The sequence below is a fragment of the Virgibacillus sp. NKC19-3 genome (genome assembly GCF_019837165.1).
Lineage (GTDB): Bacteria > Bacillota > Bacilli > Bacillales > Amphibacillaceae > Virgibacillus_L > Virgibacillus_L saliphilus.
In genome coordinates this window covers 2,911,579-2,927,969 of record NZ_JAGYHC010000001.1, presented here as the reverse complement: position 1 = coordinate 2,927,969, position 16,391 = coordinate 2,911,579, and the positions used below count along the sequence as shown (strand labels likewise).

Below are 16,391 nucleotides of genomic sequence, written 5' to 3'. Positions count from 1 at the left end.
TACGAAATAGCCTCCATCTGAGGATACTTCGTATGAACAAACAGTTCTATGAAACCAGTTCTTCCCGCTTTCTTTCGGATGCATCAACAACTACAGCTGCAGAAGCATCACCTGTAACATTCACAGCGGTTCGCATCATGTCAAGGATTCGATCGATCCCGGCGATGAGCGCAATACCTTCTAGTGGTAAATTCACTGCACCTAGAACCATTGTTAGCATAATTAATCCTGCACCAGGTACACCTGCTGTTCCGATGGAAGCAAGGGTTGCGAGCAATGCGACTGTTAAAATTTGCGCAAATGAGAGCTCAGTGTTGAAATATTGGGCGATAAATAAAACAGCAACACCCAAATAAATGGCAGTACCATCCATGTTTATTGTGGATCCTAAGGGAAGGCCAAAGCTACTTGTTGCTTTGGATACACCTAAATTTTCCTGCGTATTTTTCATCGTAACTGGTAGGGTTCCGGAGCTGCTACTCGTACTGAATGCCACGACCGTTGCAGGGAAAATCCCTTTGAAAAATGTAAGTGGACTCATTTTATCAAACGTTTTAACTGCTGATGAATAAACGATTACGGCATGAATGATACACGCGACGAGCACTGCGATAATCACCTTTATAAGCGGCAATAAAACGGACAGTCCATACTCTCCGACGATTGGCGCGAGTAGCCCGAAGATTCCAATTGGAACAAGTAACATAATGATACCGGTGATTTTATACATAACTTCGGCCAATCCATCAAAAAAACGCTGTAGAGGTGCAGCTTTTTCTCCAACCAAGGTGATACCGATACCTAAGAAGATGGCAAAGAAAATGATTTGTAATACATTCGCAGTTGATAAAGCTTCGATTGGATTGGTCGGGATTATATTTAGTAATGTTTGAACAACGCCTTCTGTTTCATTGGGTGCGGCTGCTCCTTCCTGCATCGTGACATCAACTCCGGTACCTGGTTGGAAGACAAAACCTGCTGCCAAACCGATAGAAATGGCGATGAAACTTGTTACTAAATAATAGGAAATGGTTTTTCCACCCAAACGACTCAGCTTTTTAATATCGCCGGCACTTGTAATTCCAACAATAATGGTTGACAGGATTAAGGGCACAATGATGAACTGAATAAGACGTAAAAATAAATCTCCAAGTGGTTGAACATAGTCTGCTCGTTCTCCCAAAATCAAACCAACGATAATAGCGAGAATAAAGGCGCCCACTATTTGCCAAATAAAATTCTTTTTCATGGTCATTTTACCTCCTTTCGATGGTTGTATCATTAGCCTATTCATACAGGAGTTTGAAGATTCCAACATTTTATCAAATAAAAAGATACGTGCAGATGATCGCAGTATAAATTGACTTTAAACACATACAATTGTAGAATATAGGAAAGAATACATATAAATGACGAGGTGAAAATGATGATACAATCAGTTTTTGCAATTGGTGGCATTTTAACAGCGGTAGTGATTCTCGTTAGCATATTTATAGCAAATGCCTCTAAAAAGGAATCGCAAGTGCGCTACTACCCAAGCACTTATTTAGCTGTAGTGGGTATCTTGCTTATTTTAATGGCTTCGATCATTGGAAAAGTAGAAATGATGGGAGCAGGTCTTGGTGGATGGGGAATTGCTTCCCTATTTGCGGCAGCTATCGGATTTGTTATCACATCTATGATGGATGCTTATGCACAGGATTCAAAAGCCTAAAAAGAACGGAAAAAGCCACAGCACTAGTGCTGTGGCTTTTCAAATGCTATTTTAAAAAAGTGCTCCCATCACGTTGCTCTACTTTACCTTCTTTCATTAGTTTACCAAGTGCACGTTTGAATGCTGCTTTACTGATATGAAATGTTCCACGAATATCTTCAGGGTCGCTTTTATCATCAAAAGGAATCTGCCCCTGACTTGCCTCGAGATGAGCCAATATGGCATCTGCATCTTCGCTCCTACTGTACCGCTTAAGCGGCCGCAGAGAAACATTCAATGTTCCGTTTTCTTTAACTTCGATTACGCGTCCATGTACGAATTCCCCCAGGCGGGGTTCTTCTTTTCGCTCGGTATGATGAATAAACCCGCGATACCCATCTTCAGTTATTATCGCTGCGCCTTCCCTGCTTGTATGATAAATGGTTCCACGAATCGGTTGATTCAGCAATTCTTGCGGCGCTAGATCGATTTCTCTTTGTATAATTCCTTCCGTTGCAGGAATCGCAAGTAGGCGTCCTTTTCGATCTTCCCCCAGTGTGATGAAAAGCTGATCGCCAGGCTTTGGCCATACAGTTTCAAATAATGGAAGATCATCCACAGATACGAGCATATCCTTTGCAATTCCAATCGCAACGAACGCGCCTAACTTTGGGATAACCTCTGTCACTTCTGCCCATCCGTACGTGTCCATTACAATGTTCGGTAATCTCGTTGTTGCAATGACGCGACCTTTTTTATCATGATACAAAAAAACGTCAACGTCCTGTTCAACTGCAAGTTCATGTTCCGTTTCATTATAGTGTAAGAGCGCTTCATTTGTATTTTTTGTCAAAACATAGCCTGTGTCCATCTTGCGCAAAACACGCATAGTCTGGATCGTTCCAAGTGGTAATTGAGTCATTATTTAACCTTCTTTCTAACGCAGCGTATGTATTGGAAAAGGGGTACCCTAGTGATAAGAGTACCCCTTTGATTGAAAGTAACACATAAGTTTATTTTAATTTTAATCCCGAATTCTTTCGGGTGGGAAATTTCATTATCGAATTTCACTTTACCGCGGTACATATTCCACAAGTCATAGTCAGCAACGAAAGGAGCTATGACTTCTAACTTAAGCAACGTAAGCCCTAACCTGCTCTTACGTCCTTGCGACCCTTTAGTCGCGCCAGTGTGAATAAGCATATTGAAAACATTACGTAGAATGCCAGCTATACTTATTTGCTACTTCACTTGTTAACGTGAATATCTTCTCATACAAACAAGGCTTTGTCAAGTTTCTTTACCTTTTCCATGAGAAAAGCTGTCTTTACACGAATTGTTGTTTTGAGGAATATTGTCAGATTGTGCTATGATAATACAGAAACGTTAGGAGGTTCTATCAATGGATGAAGAGATAGGGTTACGCACATTGGAAAAGGAAGACTTGGAATTTATTCATACATTACATAATAATGCAGACATCATGTCTTATTGGTTTGAGGAAGCCTATAAATCCATGGCAACACTTAAGGATCAATATGATAAAAACATGTCCAATCCACATGTAAGACACTTCATTTTGAAGAAAGGAAATAAAAAACTTGGCTTGGTAGAATTAGTTGCCATTGATCCGATTCATCGAAAAGCAGAGTTTACGATTATGATTGATCCGACGTATCAAGGGAACGGTTACGCAAGCAAAGCTACATGTTTGGCAATGGATTATGCCTTCTCCACATTAAATTTGCATAAACTTTATTTGATTGTTGATCAAATAAACGAAAAAGCCATCCATATTTATAAAAAGGCTGGATTTCAGATTGAAGCCCAGCTAAAGGATGAGTACTTTGTGAACGGAACATATCATCATGCAGTGATTATGTGTATGTTCCAAGAAGATTATTTTAGCATGAATTAATGGAGATGACCTCATGAGTTTATTTTTAAATGTTATTTTACCGATTATCGCAGTATTTGCTGCCGGGTTTATATTACAACGGATCCGAATTATGGATATAAAGTCTGTTTCGACTGTAACGTTATACATATTAAGTCCTGCACTTGTTTTTTCTTCGCTGTATGATGCTGATTTTGACAGAGGCTACATGATTATTGTTATTTTTATGTTTGTTTTATTTTTTCTCATGGTTTTACTTAATAAGATACTTGCTAAATTATTAAACTGGCAACCTTCCATCGAAAGTGCAGCGATTTTGTCGACAGGTTTTATGAACTCAGGAAATTACGGGCTTCCAGTTGTGTTGTTTAGTGTAGGGAATGCTGCGTTGCCTTATGCTGTATTTATTATGATTATGCAATCATTAATGAATAATTTTTTTGGAATCTATTATGCATCCCGAAGTACAAGTGGCATGAAACGTGCGTTTACAAATGTGATGAAAATGCCAACGACCTATGCAGCGCTATTGGCGTTTATTTTTCAGTTTTTTTCATGGGGGCCGTTGCCTGCGTCTATTCATTCTACGATAGCAATGGTTGGGGATGCAGCAATCCCAGTTATGATGATCATGCTTGGTATGCAACTGGCATCCATTACAGCGATAAATCTCAATTGGCAGGTTATTACTTCTTCTGTGGTTTTGAAAATGGTAATTTCCCCACTGATAGCGTTTGGCTTTATCTATTTCGTTGATATGGATCCGGTTATTGGAGCGGTTATTGTTATTATTTCAGCCATGCCAACTGCGGCAACGACCACCATGTATGCCATTGAATTTGATACAGAACCGGAGCTGGTATCAAGTATTACATTTGTCGCAACACTCGTGAGCATTGTATCTATCACAATTTTATTGAACATTATATAACAGGACAGTTATGGATTGTTGATATGAACTGGGTGAACTACTCCCACCACTTACTACCCCTACGGGTTGCTTGAAGTGGGGGGCTTCTTGGGTAATCGTCACTTTTAGTAGCTGACGAAATGGACCAAGCTAACCCTCTTGTTCCAAGAGTTTGTATGACCTTTAGGCAGTTGCTAATAAGCGAATACCTTCTCTTTTTATATTGAGTGCTGCATTGTAGTCTCGATCTAGTGTTAGTCCACAAGTACAGTGGTAGGTACGTTCTGATAATGCTACTTCTTTAACGGAACCACATTTCGAACAGGTTTTTGTAGATGGAAACCATTTATCTTTTTTTTTAGTTGTTTTCCTTGTTCTTTTAGTTTGTACTGTAAGAAAGAAGTAAACATTCCCCATCCATTACCAGCGACACTTTTACCAAACTTTAGCGCTTGTGACATCCCTTTCATATCTAAATCTTCAACCACAACAGCATCATAGTTTGTTACGAATTCTTTTGATTTATGGTGAAGAAAGTTCTTGCGTTGATTTGCAACTTTTTCGTTAACTTTTGCCACTCGAATGCGTTGTTTATTCCAATTTGAAGAGCCTTTCTTTTTACGAGAAAGGTTACGTTGTTCTTGTGCTAATTTTTCAAGCATTTGTCGATAAAACTTCGGATAATTGGCTTTCTTACCCTCGCTATCTACAAATAACCCGTCCATCGCAAAATCTAAACCAACTACGTTTTTAATTTCTTTACTTTCAATCTCCTTCTCGCACGCTGTAAGAATCGAAATAAAGTATTTTCCTGATGCAGTCATAGACAAGGTACAGGATTTGATTTTGTGCTCCGAAGGGATTGCTCGATGTTGCTTGATTTTGATCATTTTCAATTTAGGTAATTTGATGTGACCATCCAACAACTGAGTATTTTCATTGACAACATTGGTTGTGTAGCTCTGCTTATGTCGTTTACTTTTGAATTTTGGGAATTTGGCATCCCCCTTGAAGAAGGCTTTATAAGCCTTATCTACATTTAGTTGTGCGTTCGCCAATGCTAAAGAATCTACTTCTTTTAGCCATTCGTATTCTTTTTTGTATGTTGCGGGAGTTGGATGTTTCACCTTTTTTCGTGCTTCTTTATCATCTTTTAGGCTTTCATATGTTTCTTTTCGTTCAGATAACATTTTGTTATAGACAAAGCGAACACAACCAAAGGTTTTGCGTATTACTAATGCCTGTTCTTTTGTTGGGTATAATCGAAACTTATACGCTTTGTGTTGTTTAACCATATCAACTCACCTCACTTTACCCCTTGATTTTCAATATACTCTTTTATCACTTCAATAGGTGAGCCGCCAGTCGTCAACAAACAGAAGCTTCTTGACCAAAACATTTCTTTCCATAACTTTTTACGAACATGAGGAAAATCCTTCTTAATAATTCTTGAACTAGCACTTTTATAGGCATTGATGAATTTCGATAACTCACTGTTAGGTTGTGCTTTGAACAAAATATGAATATGGTCCATATCGTGATTCCATTCCACCAATGTAATATTATATTTTTCACTCAACGACACAAATTTATCATGGGCATAGCCTGAAATGGTATCATCTATCACTTTCCTTCGATATTTCACAACTAACACAAGATGGTAATACATCAAGAATACCGAATGATTATTACTGTCCAATTTCATTTCTATATCAGTCCCTAATCTCTATAATACTGATTATAACACATTGAGAAAAAAGACAAAAGAAAAAGCCTTTGGGCCGTCGCCCACCCGAAATTCATCTCCCCCCTTACCGCCTAAGCTACGACCTTCAGAAGGGGGAGACTTCTTTCGGAAGTACGTTAAAACATTATAAAATATTAAAAATCCCAAGCGCGATTAGCAAGAGCGGCGGCACATAGGTCAGACGCTGCATATATTTATTTTTAGCTAAAAGCATACCTGTTTGAATACCAAAGAAAACAAATAATCCGCTCATCAATGCAATAAGAAAAGCAGTGAGAATTGGCGAATAACCAAGCATTGATGCACCAATTCCGGCTCCGAATGCATCCAGTGCAAGTGCAACACCAAGCAAGAGTGCTTCATTTGGGGAAATTATACCGGATTGATCAAGGTCCGCTTGATCCGGTAGCTTAAGAATAGTCGTAAAAATATTTGGTTTTTTAATATTTAAGCGTGATGTTGTGGTCGATTCCGCTTGTTTTGGACGAATACTATTATATAAAGAAAAGCATCCTAACAATATTAAGATGGCGCCTCCAAGCACTTGTGCACCCCCCGGCGAGATAAACGAACGAAGTATATTTCCGGTCGTCATTGCTAATAGGACGATGACACCGGAACATAGCATTATAATAAATAAGCCAAGAAGCGGTACGCGAATTTTTCGCATGCCATATGTGACACCTACCCCGAACCCATCCAGGCTAACAGCAATAACGAGGAAAACTAATCCCATATAAAAAATCATACTACCAATTCCTTTGCTATATTTCTAGATACATTGTATGCAATAGGCCTAATTGGTTGTGCGTGGACATAGCCGCACCTAATCTGCAATGTGACGTTATTTATGGTAAAGTAGGAATAGATGTTTTCTAAGAAGAGAAAGGATTTTCGAAGATGAGTAAAACAGTCGTATTAGCAGAAAAGCCTTCTGTTGGCCGTGATATTGCCCGCGTTTTAAAATGCAATCAAAAAGGCAATGGTTATATGGAAGGGACAAACTATATTGTGACATGGGCGCTCGGACATTTAGTTACATTAGCTGATCCTGAAGTCTATGATGAAAAATATAAAACATGGAAATTGGATGACTTGCCGATGTTACCGGATCCGTTGAATCTGGTTGTTATAAAGAAAACCAGCAAACAGTTTAATGCTGTAAAAGCACAGCTTAATCGTAAGGATGTGGGCGAAGTTGTGATTGCAACAGATGCCGGGCGTGAAGGGGAGCTGGTTGCGCGTTGGATTTTAGAAAAGGCTCGCAATCATAAACCAGTGAAGCGTTTATGGATTTCATCCGTTACCGATAAAGCGATCCGTGATGGATTTAAGCAGCTAAAGCCAGGTAAAAAATATGAAGATTTATATGCTTCTGCAGTTGCTCGCTCCGAAGCGGATTGGTATGTTGGTTTGAACGCAACCCGTGCATTGACAACGAAATTTAACGCACAGCTATCAACAGGGAGAGTGCAAACACCAACACTTGCCATGATTGCTAAGCGGGAAAAGGAAATTAAGGAGTTTAAACCACAACAATTTTATGGAATCCAAGCGAAGACGGATCAAGGGTTTACGTTTACTTGGCAAGACGGAAAAAAGAATAGCCGTCTATTTTCCAAGGAGAGGGCAGAGTGTCTTCTGGGACAACTGAAGAATAAGCATGCGGAAGTTGTTGATGTGCAAAAATCCTTTAAGAAGAAACATGCCCCGCAACTCTATGATTTGACAGAACTACAGCGGGATGCAAACCGAATTTTCGGTTATTCAGGAAAGCAAACCTTATCTCTTATGCAAAAATTATATGAACAGCATAAGGTGCTAACCTATCCACGAACGGATTCACGGGTGATTTCTACAGATGTGGTACCGACATTGAAGGATCGTGTGAAAGCATGTGGAGTGGATCAATACGCAAAGACATCAGGGAAAATAATGAAAAAGGATCTCAAGTTGCCAAAATCCGTGGTAGATGATACGAAAGTTTCTGATCACCATGCGATTATCCCCACAGAGCAGCATGTTATTTTAAGTAAATTGAATGATCAAGAAAGAAAAATATATGACCTTGTTGTGAAGCGTTTCCTGGCTGTATTGTCTGATCCATATGAATATGAACAGACCCAAATTACAGCCCAAATAGAAAAGGAACACTTTGTTGCGAAAGGAAAAACCGTTAAAAAGCAAGGATGGAAAGAAATCTACAATAATCGCGATGAAGATGAGGATGGGGAGGAAGATCAGGCTCTGCCAACTGTCAAGAAAGGCGACACATTTTCTCATTTACGCATGACTATAACGAGTGGGGAAACAAAACCACCGGAGCGTTTTACAGAAGGGGCATTACTTCAAGCAATGGAAAATCCCGTACGCTATATGAGCTCGGATGAAAAGCATCTGGCCGGTACTATCAATAAAACCGGCGGGCTTGGAACCGTTGCAACGCGTGCTGATATTATTGAAAAACTGTTCAATGGGATGTACATGGAAATGAAGGGGAAGCATATTTTCCTAACATCCAAAGGTCGTCAATTGCTTCATCTTGTACCGGAAGACCTAAGATCCCCTGCATTAACAGCAGAATGGGAAGATAAGCTCAGCTCTATTGCAGAAGGAAAGCTAGATAAGAACCGTTTTATTTCCGAAATGAAGACCTATGCACGAGATGTTGTGCAGGAAATCAAAAATAGTGATGAGAACTTCAAGCATGATAACATGACTGGAACCAAATGTCCGGATTGTGGAAAGCTTATGCTGGAAATCAACAATAAAAAAGGGCGCATGCTTGTTTGCCAGGATCGCTCCTGTGGATACAAGAAAAATATTGCCAAACAAACGAATGCACGCTGTCCGAACTGTCATAAACGCATGGAATTACGTGGCGAAGGACAAGGGCAAATGTTCATGTGTAAATGTGGACATCGTGAGAAACTTTCTACCTTTGAGGCGCGCAAACAGCAAGAGAAAAAGCACAAAGTATCGAAAAAAGATGTCAATAAATATTTGAACAACCAGGATGATGGTTTTAAGAATAATGCAATGGCAGAACAGTTGGCAAAATTAAAAAATAAATAGTTCAAAAAAAATCCCAAAAGCCGCTTTTGGGATTTTTGCTTAATACGTTTTTTCTTCGATAACAGTATGATACTTGTCCAATATTTCCAGTTTACTTGGACTATTTTCCTGTGCCATTTTTTCAGCAGCTTGGATGGCATCATCCTTGGAGAAATATTCTTCTTCTGCTGCAACATCCTCCAATTTTATAAACCACCCAGACACATCCGCATTTGGTGTTACACTATATTTTTTCAACTTCAAAAACTCCTTTTCAGCGATATATTACTTTTTTCCCATAGGCCAAGTTGGTTAAACATATCGGACATCTTGATGAATGCACGGTTGACTTGGAATAAGTTTAACAGCCGTATGTTTCAATAAAAACAACATATAATAACGAGCAGCATAAGCGTGTTAGAACGCGAAAAAGGGTATTACGATAATAGAATATCCTCTTTTTCAAATCGACAAACATCACATTCAGAAGAGTAAACTATAACGTGTGTACAAAGTTGCCTTTAGGCAATTTAATTGTTGACATCTAATTAAATGTCTTTTATACTACACAATATAGTTAGTTCAAATTAACTGCATGTACACAAATTGTTAGAATTTTACACAATTAGAAATGATAATGATATAGAAAAGAAGGGATGAAGATGGGTAATACGGAAGCGGCATTATCAGTTCAACATTTAACGGTTTCTTATGGGGATCACACCGCACTTAACAACATCAACTTTCACATTCAGCAAGGAAGGTTGACTGGTGTGATTGGTCCGAATGGCGCAGGTAAATCTACGTTAATGAAAGCAGCGCTTGGTCTAATATCAAAAGATAGCGGGAGCGTAGAAATTTATGGCAAGCCCGCCAATCACATGCGTAAAAAGGTCGCATATGTACCGCAGCGTAATAATATCGATTGGGATTTCCCAATTAACGTACTGGATACTGTGTTACTGGGAACTTATCCAAAGCTTGGGGTTTTTCACCGTCCCAAAAAAGCGGATCGAAAAAGGGCATCTGAGAGTTTGGAGCAAGTTGGACTTGGTGACTATAAAAAGCGTCAAATCGGGGAATTATCAGGCGGACAACAACAGCGTGTCTTTCTGGCACGTGCTTTAGCCCAAGAGGCTCAGTTGTTTTTCCTTGATGAACCTTTTGTGGGAATTGATGCTTCCAGTGAGGAGACGATTATTCGTGTTCTCAAGGAATTACGTGATAATGGAAACACAGTCATTGTTATCCATCATGACCTTTCAAAGGCGGAGGACTACTTTGATGATCTGGTATTGATTAATGTGGAACTAATTGAATCTGGACCGACAAAAACGGTTCTAAATCCAGAGACGATTACAAAGGCTTATCAAACGCAGTTTCCATTTTTACAAACGATGGGAGCTGATCGTTAATGGAATTTATATCGGATATTATGCAGTATGGTTTTATGCAAAAAGCATTATTCACATCGGTCATGGTTGGCATCATATGTGGTATAGTTGGTTGTTTTATTGTTCTGCGAGGGTTAGCACTAATGGGTGATGCGATTTCCCATGCGGTGCTTCCGGGAGTTGCTGTATCTTTTATGCTTGATATTAATTTCTTTTACGGCTCGGTGGCTGCTGGTATTTTAGCTGCTCTGGGCATCGGTTATGTCAATCAAAACAGCCGTATCAAGAGTGATTCATCGATTGGGATTGTTTTTACGGCCTTTTTGGCTTTAGGGGTCCTTTTGATTCGGCACGCCCAAAGTGGTGTTAGTCTGGATAGTATTTTATTCGGCAGTTTGACAGCTGTTCAGACCTCGGATATGTGGTTGACGTTGATTGTCGGTGCAATTGTGTTGCTAGTTGTCATTCTTTTTTATAAGGAATTGCTAGTGTCTACATTTGATCCGATTATGGCGGCCGCTTATGGCTTGCCAACGCGCTTGATTCATTATGTGCTGATGATTCTTTTAACATTGGTAACTGTCGCATCGATGCAGACTGTCGGTGTTATTCTGGTTGTGGCGATGCTGGTAACGCCTGCATCCACGGCCTATCTGTTAACCAATCGAATGTGGGTTATGCTTGTCTTATCTTCGTTATTTGGGGTGCTTGCCTCACTTGTTGGGTTGTACTTCAGCTTTGCACATGACCTGGAATCTGGTGCGGTGATTGTGATTACATCATTTATTATGTTTGCCCTCGTTTTTTTCTTTTCACCCAAGCAAGGATTACTATGGCGTATGATCAGATCAAAACGGAAGCAAATAGCTATAAATAGATAAAAAAAGAAAAGGAGATGGAGAGAATGAAAAAAGTACTAATTTCACTTATCATTAGTGGTATGGCAGTTTTTTTACTAATAGCTTGTGGGGAGGAAGATGCTAGTGATAATCAAGGTGATTCCTCCGGAGATGATGAGAAACTTCAGGTAGTTGGTGACTTCAGCATCTTATCGGATATTGTTAAACAAGTAGGTGGAGATCAGGTAGACGTTTATAACATTATACCAGCCGGCGAGGAGCCTCATGAGTGGGATCCTTCCCCGGATGACACGAAAAATACAGCAGATGCGGATGCTTTCTTTTACTTTGGATGGAACTTGGAAGGTATTGAAGGTGAGCAAGAAAACTGGGTTTATAAGCTGCTGAATGCGGCAGACAAAGATCAAGATGATGACAACGTTTTTGCACTATCGGATGGATTGGAACAGAAAGAACTTGGAGGCTTGCAAGAAAATGAAGGGACAGTCAATCCCCATGCTTTTATTAGCCCGAAAGCGGGTATAGAGATGGCAGAAAATGCTCGCGATGCTTTTGTCGAAATGGATCCGGACAATCAGGATGTTTATGAAGAAAACACGAACGATTACTTGGAGGAATTAGAAGATATTGACCAGCAATATGAAGAAAAAATCGGCGACATTCCGGAAGAAGATCGTATCATTGTCACAAGCGAAAGAGCTTTTCAATATGTAGCTGAAGACTACGGGTTGGAAGAAGGATTTATATGGGAAATTGACGGCAACGACGAAGGAACACCGGATCAAGTTAAAGCGGCTATCGAATTTGTGAATGAAAATGAACCGAAAGCGCTGTTTGACGAATACAATGGTGATAAGCGACCAATGGAGACTGTATCAAATGAAACCGGGGTCCCTGTTGCCGGTACGTTGTACTCTGGTGATTTGGGTACAGCTGAAACCTATGTTGATTATCTGAAGCACAATCTGCAAACGATTCTGAACGGAATCGCTCAAGATCCTGAAGAAGACTAGTGAACTCTAGAAACATACGGAAACTTGATAATATTTTTCTGTACCGGGTTTTTTAAAAATAGGGAAGTTTTCTGTGTTTAGAAAAATGATCATATGAGGGAAATAACGGTAATTACGTTATAAAAGGTATTTATAATATCGTAGGACATGGTTCATTAAAACCATGTCCTTTTGACTTTCCCGGCAAATCAAAAAGACTTTGGATAAGAAATAATGGTAGTTTTCATTTCGCAAGTGTAAACTAAGAGTAGAATAGTATTTGCAAAACTTGGAAGGCAATAAATCGATAACCAATTTCAAATGACAACAGCTCTTTTCAACGAGTTTTTATTTTTTCCATTCCTATTTATAAGGGAGTTCTGGCTTGAAGGTCTCTCCTGAGGTTGAAAATTAAAAGCTTATAATATGAGGGGGATTGGCAAAAATGGAGATGAATAGGAAATGGGTAAAAGGTGCAGTTGATAGGGAAACACGCTGTAGGCACTATCATCAGGCCAATGATCGGATCGCAATTAAGTTTTATTGTTGCCAGGACTATTTCTCATGCTATCAATGTCATAGGGAATATGGCTGTGGAACCATTCAAGTTTGGCCACGAGAGTGTTTTGATCAGAAAGCTATTTTATGCGGAGCATGCGGATCAGATTTAACGATCAATGAATATTTAGCGAGTGATAATAGTTGTCCTTCCTGTCAAGCTTCATTTAATCCCGGTTGTGCTATGCACTATCATTTATATTTTCAAAAAAGGTGAGCAAGCTGTTTACTTGCAATACTTCAGTCATGTATCATTAAATAGAAGTAGGATCTTTTGTTCATTTTTGGTAAAGGATATAAGGGAGGTTAATATAGATGGCTTTTGTAATTTTAGATCCATGTGGACCGGAGAAGTCTGCTGAATGTGTCAGTGTGTGTCCGGTTGACTGTATCGAAGAAGGCGAGGATCAGTTTTACATAGATCCTGATGTTTGCATTGATTGTGCGGCATGTAAGGCGGTATGCCCGGTTGATGCGATTGAGGAAGAATACGATTTAACACCTGATCAGGAAGTTTTCCTAGAAAAGGCCGAAGAATTTTTCGCAAATAGATAGATTAACATATAAGGCTGTCTTCATTTTATGGAGATGGTCTTATTTTATAAGCTGGTATAATTGTTGATACATATTTATAATTACATGAAAAAAGGGGAGTGAAAAAGGGATCATTGGTGCTGAGTGAATAGAGGAGGGATCAGCGTTTCAATGATCGGGAGAGGTGTTGAAGATGATACTGGTTAATCATACAATTTTATTTGAAAATAAAATTTAATTTTAAGAAAACAGTTGTTTCTTAACATAAAATTATATATTGTAGAGAGTAGCTAATATGACCAACTAATTCCAAAGGGTGATTCATAAAATGAACTATGTAATGGGAATTGACGGTGGTGGAACAAAAACAAAAGCTGTTATTGCAGATATGAATGGGAAAGTAGTAGCTCAGGATACAGGTGGGCCAACCAATCCAAATGTTGTTTCCCAAAAAGACCTTAAAGACACATTTGAAACGTTACTTCATTCCTTCAGACAGCAAGAAGGATTTCGATGTCGTGATATTTCATCCATATTTGCCGGGATATCTGGTGCAGGTAACACGAAAAATAAAAAAACGGTACAAGCGTTAATCGAGTCCTTGGTACCGGATAACGTATCCGTTCAGATTGAGCCAGATGCCATTAATGCGCTATATTCCGGAACATATGGATCACCGGGAATGGTGCATATTGCGGGTACGGGATCCATTACATATGGAATGAATAGCAATTTGAAGCATGACCGGGTTGGAGGTTGGGGTTATTTATTTGGTGATGAAGGCAGTGGATATGACATAGGAAGAAAAGGGATCATGGCAGCGTTACAATCTGTTGATGGGCGCGCTTCTGAGACAATGCTCCTTCCAATGATATATGCTCACTTTAACGTTATTAATGCGCAAGACTTGATTCGGGAAATTTACGCATCACCTACCCCGAAAAGTAAAATTTCACCAGTTGCTGAAATTGTCTTTCAGGCCTACAAAGATGATGATCCCATAGCTGAAGAAATCATAGCTGCGGCCGTAAAAGAAACAACACTAAGTATAAAGACACTATATGAGAAGTGTTTTCAAGTGGAAGAAAGTGTAGAAGTTGTTCTATGTGGTGGTATTTTTCAGGAAAAAGAAATCCTGCCCCGATTAATTCAAGAAGACTTGCGCGTGCATCCTGCAATACATGTGGTGTTACCAGAGATGCCTCCGGTTGGTGGATCAATCATAGGAGCCTATTTAATGCAGGGCATCGCTGTAAATGAAGCAGCAATTCATACGATTTGTAAAACAATAAACAGGAAGAAGTGATATACATGTCTCCTACAAAAGGCGGGCTTGTTATTCTGAAAGAAATGATCAATAGTCTAGCCCCTTCTGAAAAGAAGATAGCTACCTATATTTTGAATAATCCTGAGGAATCCATTTTATTAACGGCATTAAGTCTAGGGGAAAAGAGTCAAACAAGCAGTGCAGCTGTCATTCGTTTGTGTAAATCGCTAGGCTTCAATGGTTTTCAGGAATTGAAAATACGCGTTGCTGGTGATCTCCGGGGTGAAACGGTTGAAACGTTCCGTGATATTGAATCGAATGAAGATTATACCAATATTATCGACAAGGTTACATCAAATACGATTCAAACATTGAAAGAAACCGTAGATATTATGAATGAAAAAAATCTGGAACAAGCAGTTACTGCTTTAACAAATGCAAAATCAATTATATTTATTGGATTTGGGGCATCTTATATTGCTGCCAGGGACGCAGAGCAGAAGTTTATGCGGATCAATAAACATGTATTTTCATTTTCGGATGTGCATATGGCTGCAACCTCTATCGCAAATAAGGGACCTGATGATGTTGTAGTTGGGATTTCCTTTTCAGGTAATACACAGGAGGCGGTAAAACTATTACAGCTTGCCAAGCATAAAAACGCTACAACCATCAGTATTACGAAATATGGGAATTCTCAAGTCAACCAGATTTCGGATATCCCGTTGTATACTTCTGCAGCTAGAGAAGCAACCTTTAGAAGTGGGGCAACATCTTCACGGATTGCACAGCTACATGTCATTGATATCTTATTCATGTGTCTAGCATCCATAGAGTATGACGAAACGATTAAGTATTTGGATGAAACGAGGGAGGCTATTGCTTTTTTGCAGGATAAATGAAACGATATGAGACAATTATATTTATGGTATTTAGTATAGCCTTAAAACGTAAAAAAATAAAAGAAGGTATAGTGGAAATGGAAACGCCCATATCTGAATTTAAATCAGATTTGAGCGTTTCTTTTTATAGATATATATTGGTGTGTCCATGATGACTTTTTGACTTATAGGTCTTACGTATGCGTTATTGGTTAAAGCGTATCATTTCTATGAATAATGGATTATACATTGTCGATAAAACTGGGGAGAAGGACTTGTATTTTCCTTGATAACGAAAAAATATATGTGCACTTGCATGATACATAGATCTATTTATTCATCTTTTAAAAGGAAGACGAAATTCTAATAACGCTCAAAGGCACTGTCTATCACTAATTCATAAGAAGTGAAATAGAAAAATGGGTATATAGCCTATGAACAAAATAACGAAAAAATACTACTAATATACCAATTTTGATAATTAGAATTTATATCGACAAATTTCGACACCGAAACACGATAAAATCTATTATACTTACATTAACATCTAGGATTCTACACCTACCATCAAATTTTGTTTCATAATATCAATTTTTCTGCGGAG

The 16,391-nt window shown here is 39.0% G+C and carries 16 protein-coding genes and 1 pseudogene; 11 read left to right on the top strand and 6 right to left on the bottom strand.

Going from position 1 to position 16,391, the window contains the following annotated elements; genetic code table 11:
- Positions 1 to 46: 46 nt before the first annotated feature.
- On the bottom strand, positions 47 to 1,249 hold the full coding sequence (locus tag KFZ56_RS14215; RefSeq protein WP_222642572.1) for a dicarboxylate/amino acid:cation symporter: 1,203 nt from the start codon (positions 1,247 to 1,249) through the stop codon (positions 47 to 49).
- Positions 1,250 to 1,426: 177 nt separating this feature from the next.
- On the opposite strand from KFZ56_RS14215, the gene KFZ56_RS14210 reads away from it, so the two are divergent.
- A complete protein-coding gene (locus tag KFZ56_RS14210; RefSeq protein ID WP_222642570.1) occupies positions 1,427 to 1,714 on the top strand; it encodes a hypothetical protein in 288 nt (95 codons plus the stop codon).
- 46 nt (positions 1,715 to 1,760) lie between these two features.
- Here KFZ56_RS14210 and KFZ56_RS14205 read toward each other — a convergent pair whose 3' ends face one another.
- Complete coding sequence (locus tag KFZ56_RS14205) at positions 1,761 to 2,615, bottom strand: CvfB family protein (RefSeq protein WP_222642569.1); 855 nt, start codon at positions 2,613 to 2,615, stop codon at positions 1,761 to 1,763.
- A gap of 480 nt (positions 2,616 to 3,095) precedes the next feature.
- Here KFZ56_RS14205 and speG point away from each other — a divergent pair, with 480 nt between their 5' ends.
- Both speG and KFZ56_RS14195 read left to right on the top strand, forming a co-directional pair.
- The gene (gene speG, locus KFZ56_RS14200) at positions 3,096 to 3,611 is read left to right on the top strand and encodes a spermidine N1-acetyltransferase (RefSeq protein WP_222642567.1); all 516 of its coding nucleotides are present in this window, start codon (positions 3,096 to 3,098) and stop codon (positions 3,609 to 3,611) included.
- Positions 3,612 to 3,624: 13 nt separating this feature from the next.
- Complete coding sequence (locus KFZ56_RS14195; protein WP_222642565.1) at positions 3,625 to 4,521, top strand: AEC family transporter; 897 nt, start codon at positions 3,625 to 3,627, stop codon at positions 4,519 to 4,521.
- A 162-nt stretch (positions 4,522 to 4,683) separates the two neighbouring features.
- Here KFZ56_RS14195 and KFZ56_RS14190 read toward each other — a convergent pair.
- From KFZ56_RS14190 to ytaF, 3 genes and pseudogenes are all read right to left on the bottom strand, one after another.
- Positions 4,684 to 5,795: pseudogene (locus KFZ56_RS14190) on the bottom strand (RNA-guided endonuclease TnpB family protein).
- Between the two features lie 11 nt (positions 5,796 to 5,806).
- Positions 5,807 to 6,205, bottom strand: coding sequence for an IS200/IS605 family transposase (gene tnpA, locus KFZ56_RS14185; RefSeq protein WP_222642563.1), 399 nt, complete (start codon positions 6,203 to 6,205; stop codon positions 5,807 to 5,809).
- 166 nt (positions 6,206 to 6,371) lie between these two features.
- Positions 6,372 to 6,995, bottom strand: a complete 624-nt coding sequence (gene ytaF / locus KFZ56_RS14180; protein ID WP_222642561.1) for a sporulation membrane protein YtaF — start codon at positions 6,993 to 6,995, stop codon at positions 6,372 to 6,374.
- A 152-nt stretch (positions 6,996 to 7,147) separates the two neighbouring features.
- Between ytaF and KFZ56_RS14175 the strand changes: the two genes are divergently transcribed.
- Complete coding sequence (locus tag KFZ56_RS14175; RefSeq protein WP_222642559.1) at positions 7,148 to 9,322, top strand: DNA topoisomerase III; 2,175 nt, start codon at positions 7,148 to 7,150, stop codon at positions 9,320 to 9,322.
- A gap of 39 nt (positions 9,323 to 9,361) precedes the next feature.
- On the opposite strand, the gene KFZ56_RS14170 is transcribed toward KFZ56_RS14175, so the two are convergent.
- Positions 9,362 to 9,559: a DUF2188 domain-containing protein gene (locus KFZ56_RS14170; protein ID WP_222642557.1), complete on the bottom strand. Its 198-nt coding sequence runs from the start codon at positions 9,557 to 9,559 to the stop codon at positions 9,362 to 9,364.
- A 404-nt stretch (positions 9,560 to 9,963) separates the two neighbouring features.
- Here KFZ56_RS14170 and KFZ56_RS14165 point away from each other — a divergent pair, with 404 nt between their 5' ends.
- From KFZ56_RS14165 to KFZ56_RS14135, 7 genes are all read left to right on the top strand, one after another.
- Positions 9,964 to 10,716: a metal ABC transporter ATP-binding protein gene (locus tag KFZ56_RS14165; protein WP_222642555.1), complete on the top strand. Its 753-nt coding sequence runs from the start codon at positions 9,964 to 9,966 to the stop codon at positions 10,714 to 10,716.
- The gene (locus KFZ56_RS14160) at positions 10,716 to 11,576 is read left to right on the top strand and encodes a metal ABC transporter permease (protein WP_222642553.1); all 861 of its coding nucleotides are present in this window, start codon (positions 10,716 to 10,718) and stop codon (positions 11,574 to 11,576) included. The genes KFZ56_RS14165 and KFZ56_RS14160 overlap by 1 nt, the downstream gene beginning before the upstream one ends.
- A 23-nt stretch (positions 11,577 to 11,599) precedes the next feature.
- Positions 11,600 to 12,568 carry a metal ABC transporter solute-binding protein, Zn/Mn family gene (locus KFZ56_RS14155; protein ID WP_222642552.1) on the top strand — a complete coding sequence of 323 codons (969 nt, stop codon included), beginning with the start codon at positions 11,600 to 11,602 and terminating at the stop codon, positions 12,566 to 12,568.
- A 424-nt stretch (positions 12,569 to 12,992) separates the two neighbouring features.
- The gene (locus tag KFZ56_RS14150) at positions 12,993 to 13,322 is read left to right on the top strand and encodes a CHY zinc finger protein (RefSeq protein WP_222642551.1); all 330 of its coding nucleotides are present in this window, start codon (positions 12,993 to 12,995) and stop codon (positions 13,320 to 13,322) included.
- Positions 13,323 to 13,420: 98 nt separating this feature from the next.
- Positions 13,421 to 13,660, top strand: coding sequence for a ferredoxin family protein (locus KFZ56_RS14145; protein WP_222642550.1), 240 nt, complete (start codon positions 13,421 to 13,423; stop codon positions 13,658 to 13,660).
- Positions 13,661 to 13,967: 307 nt separating this feature from the next.
- Positions 13,968 to 14,945, top strand: coding sequence for an N-acetylglucosamine kinase (locus tag KFZ56_RS14140; RefSeq protein WP_222642548.1), 978 nt, complete (start codon positions 13,968 to 13,970; stop codon positions 14,943 to 14,945).
- Positions 14,946 to 14,950: 5 nt separating this feature from the next.
- A complete protein-coding gene (locus KFZ56_RS14135) occupies positions 14,951 to 15,808 on the top strand; it encodes a MurR/RpiR family transcriptional regulator (protein WP_222642547.1) in 858 nt (285 codons plus the stop codon).
- Positions 15,809 to 16,391: the final 583 nt, after the last annotated feature.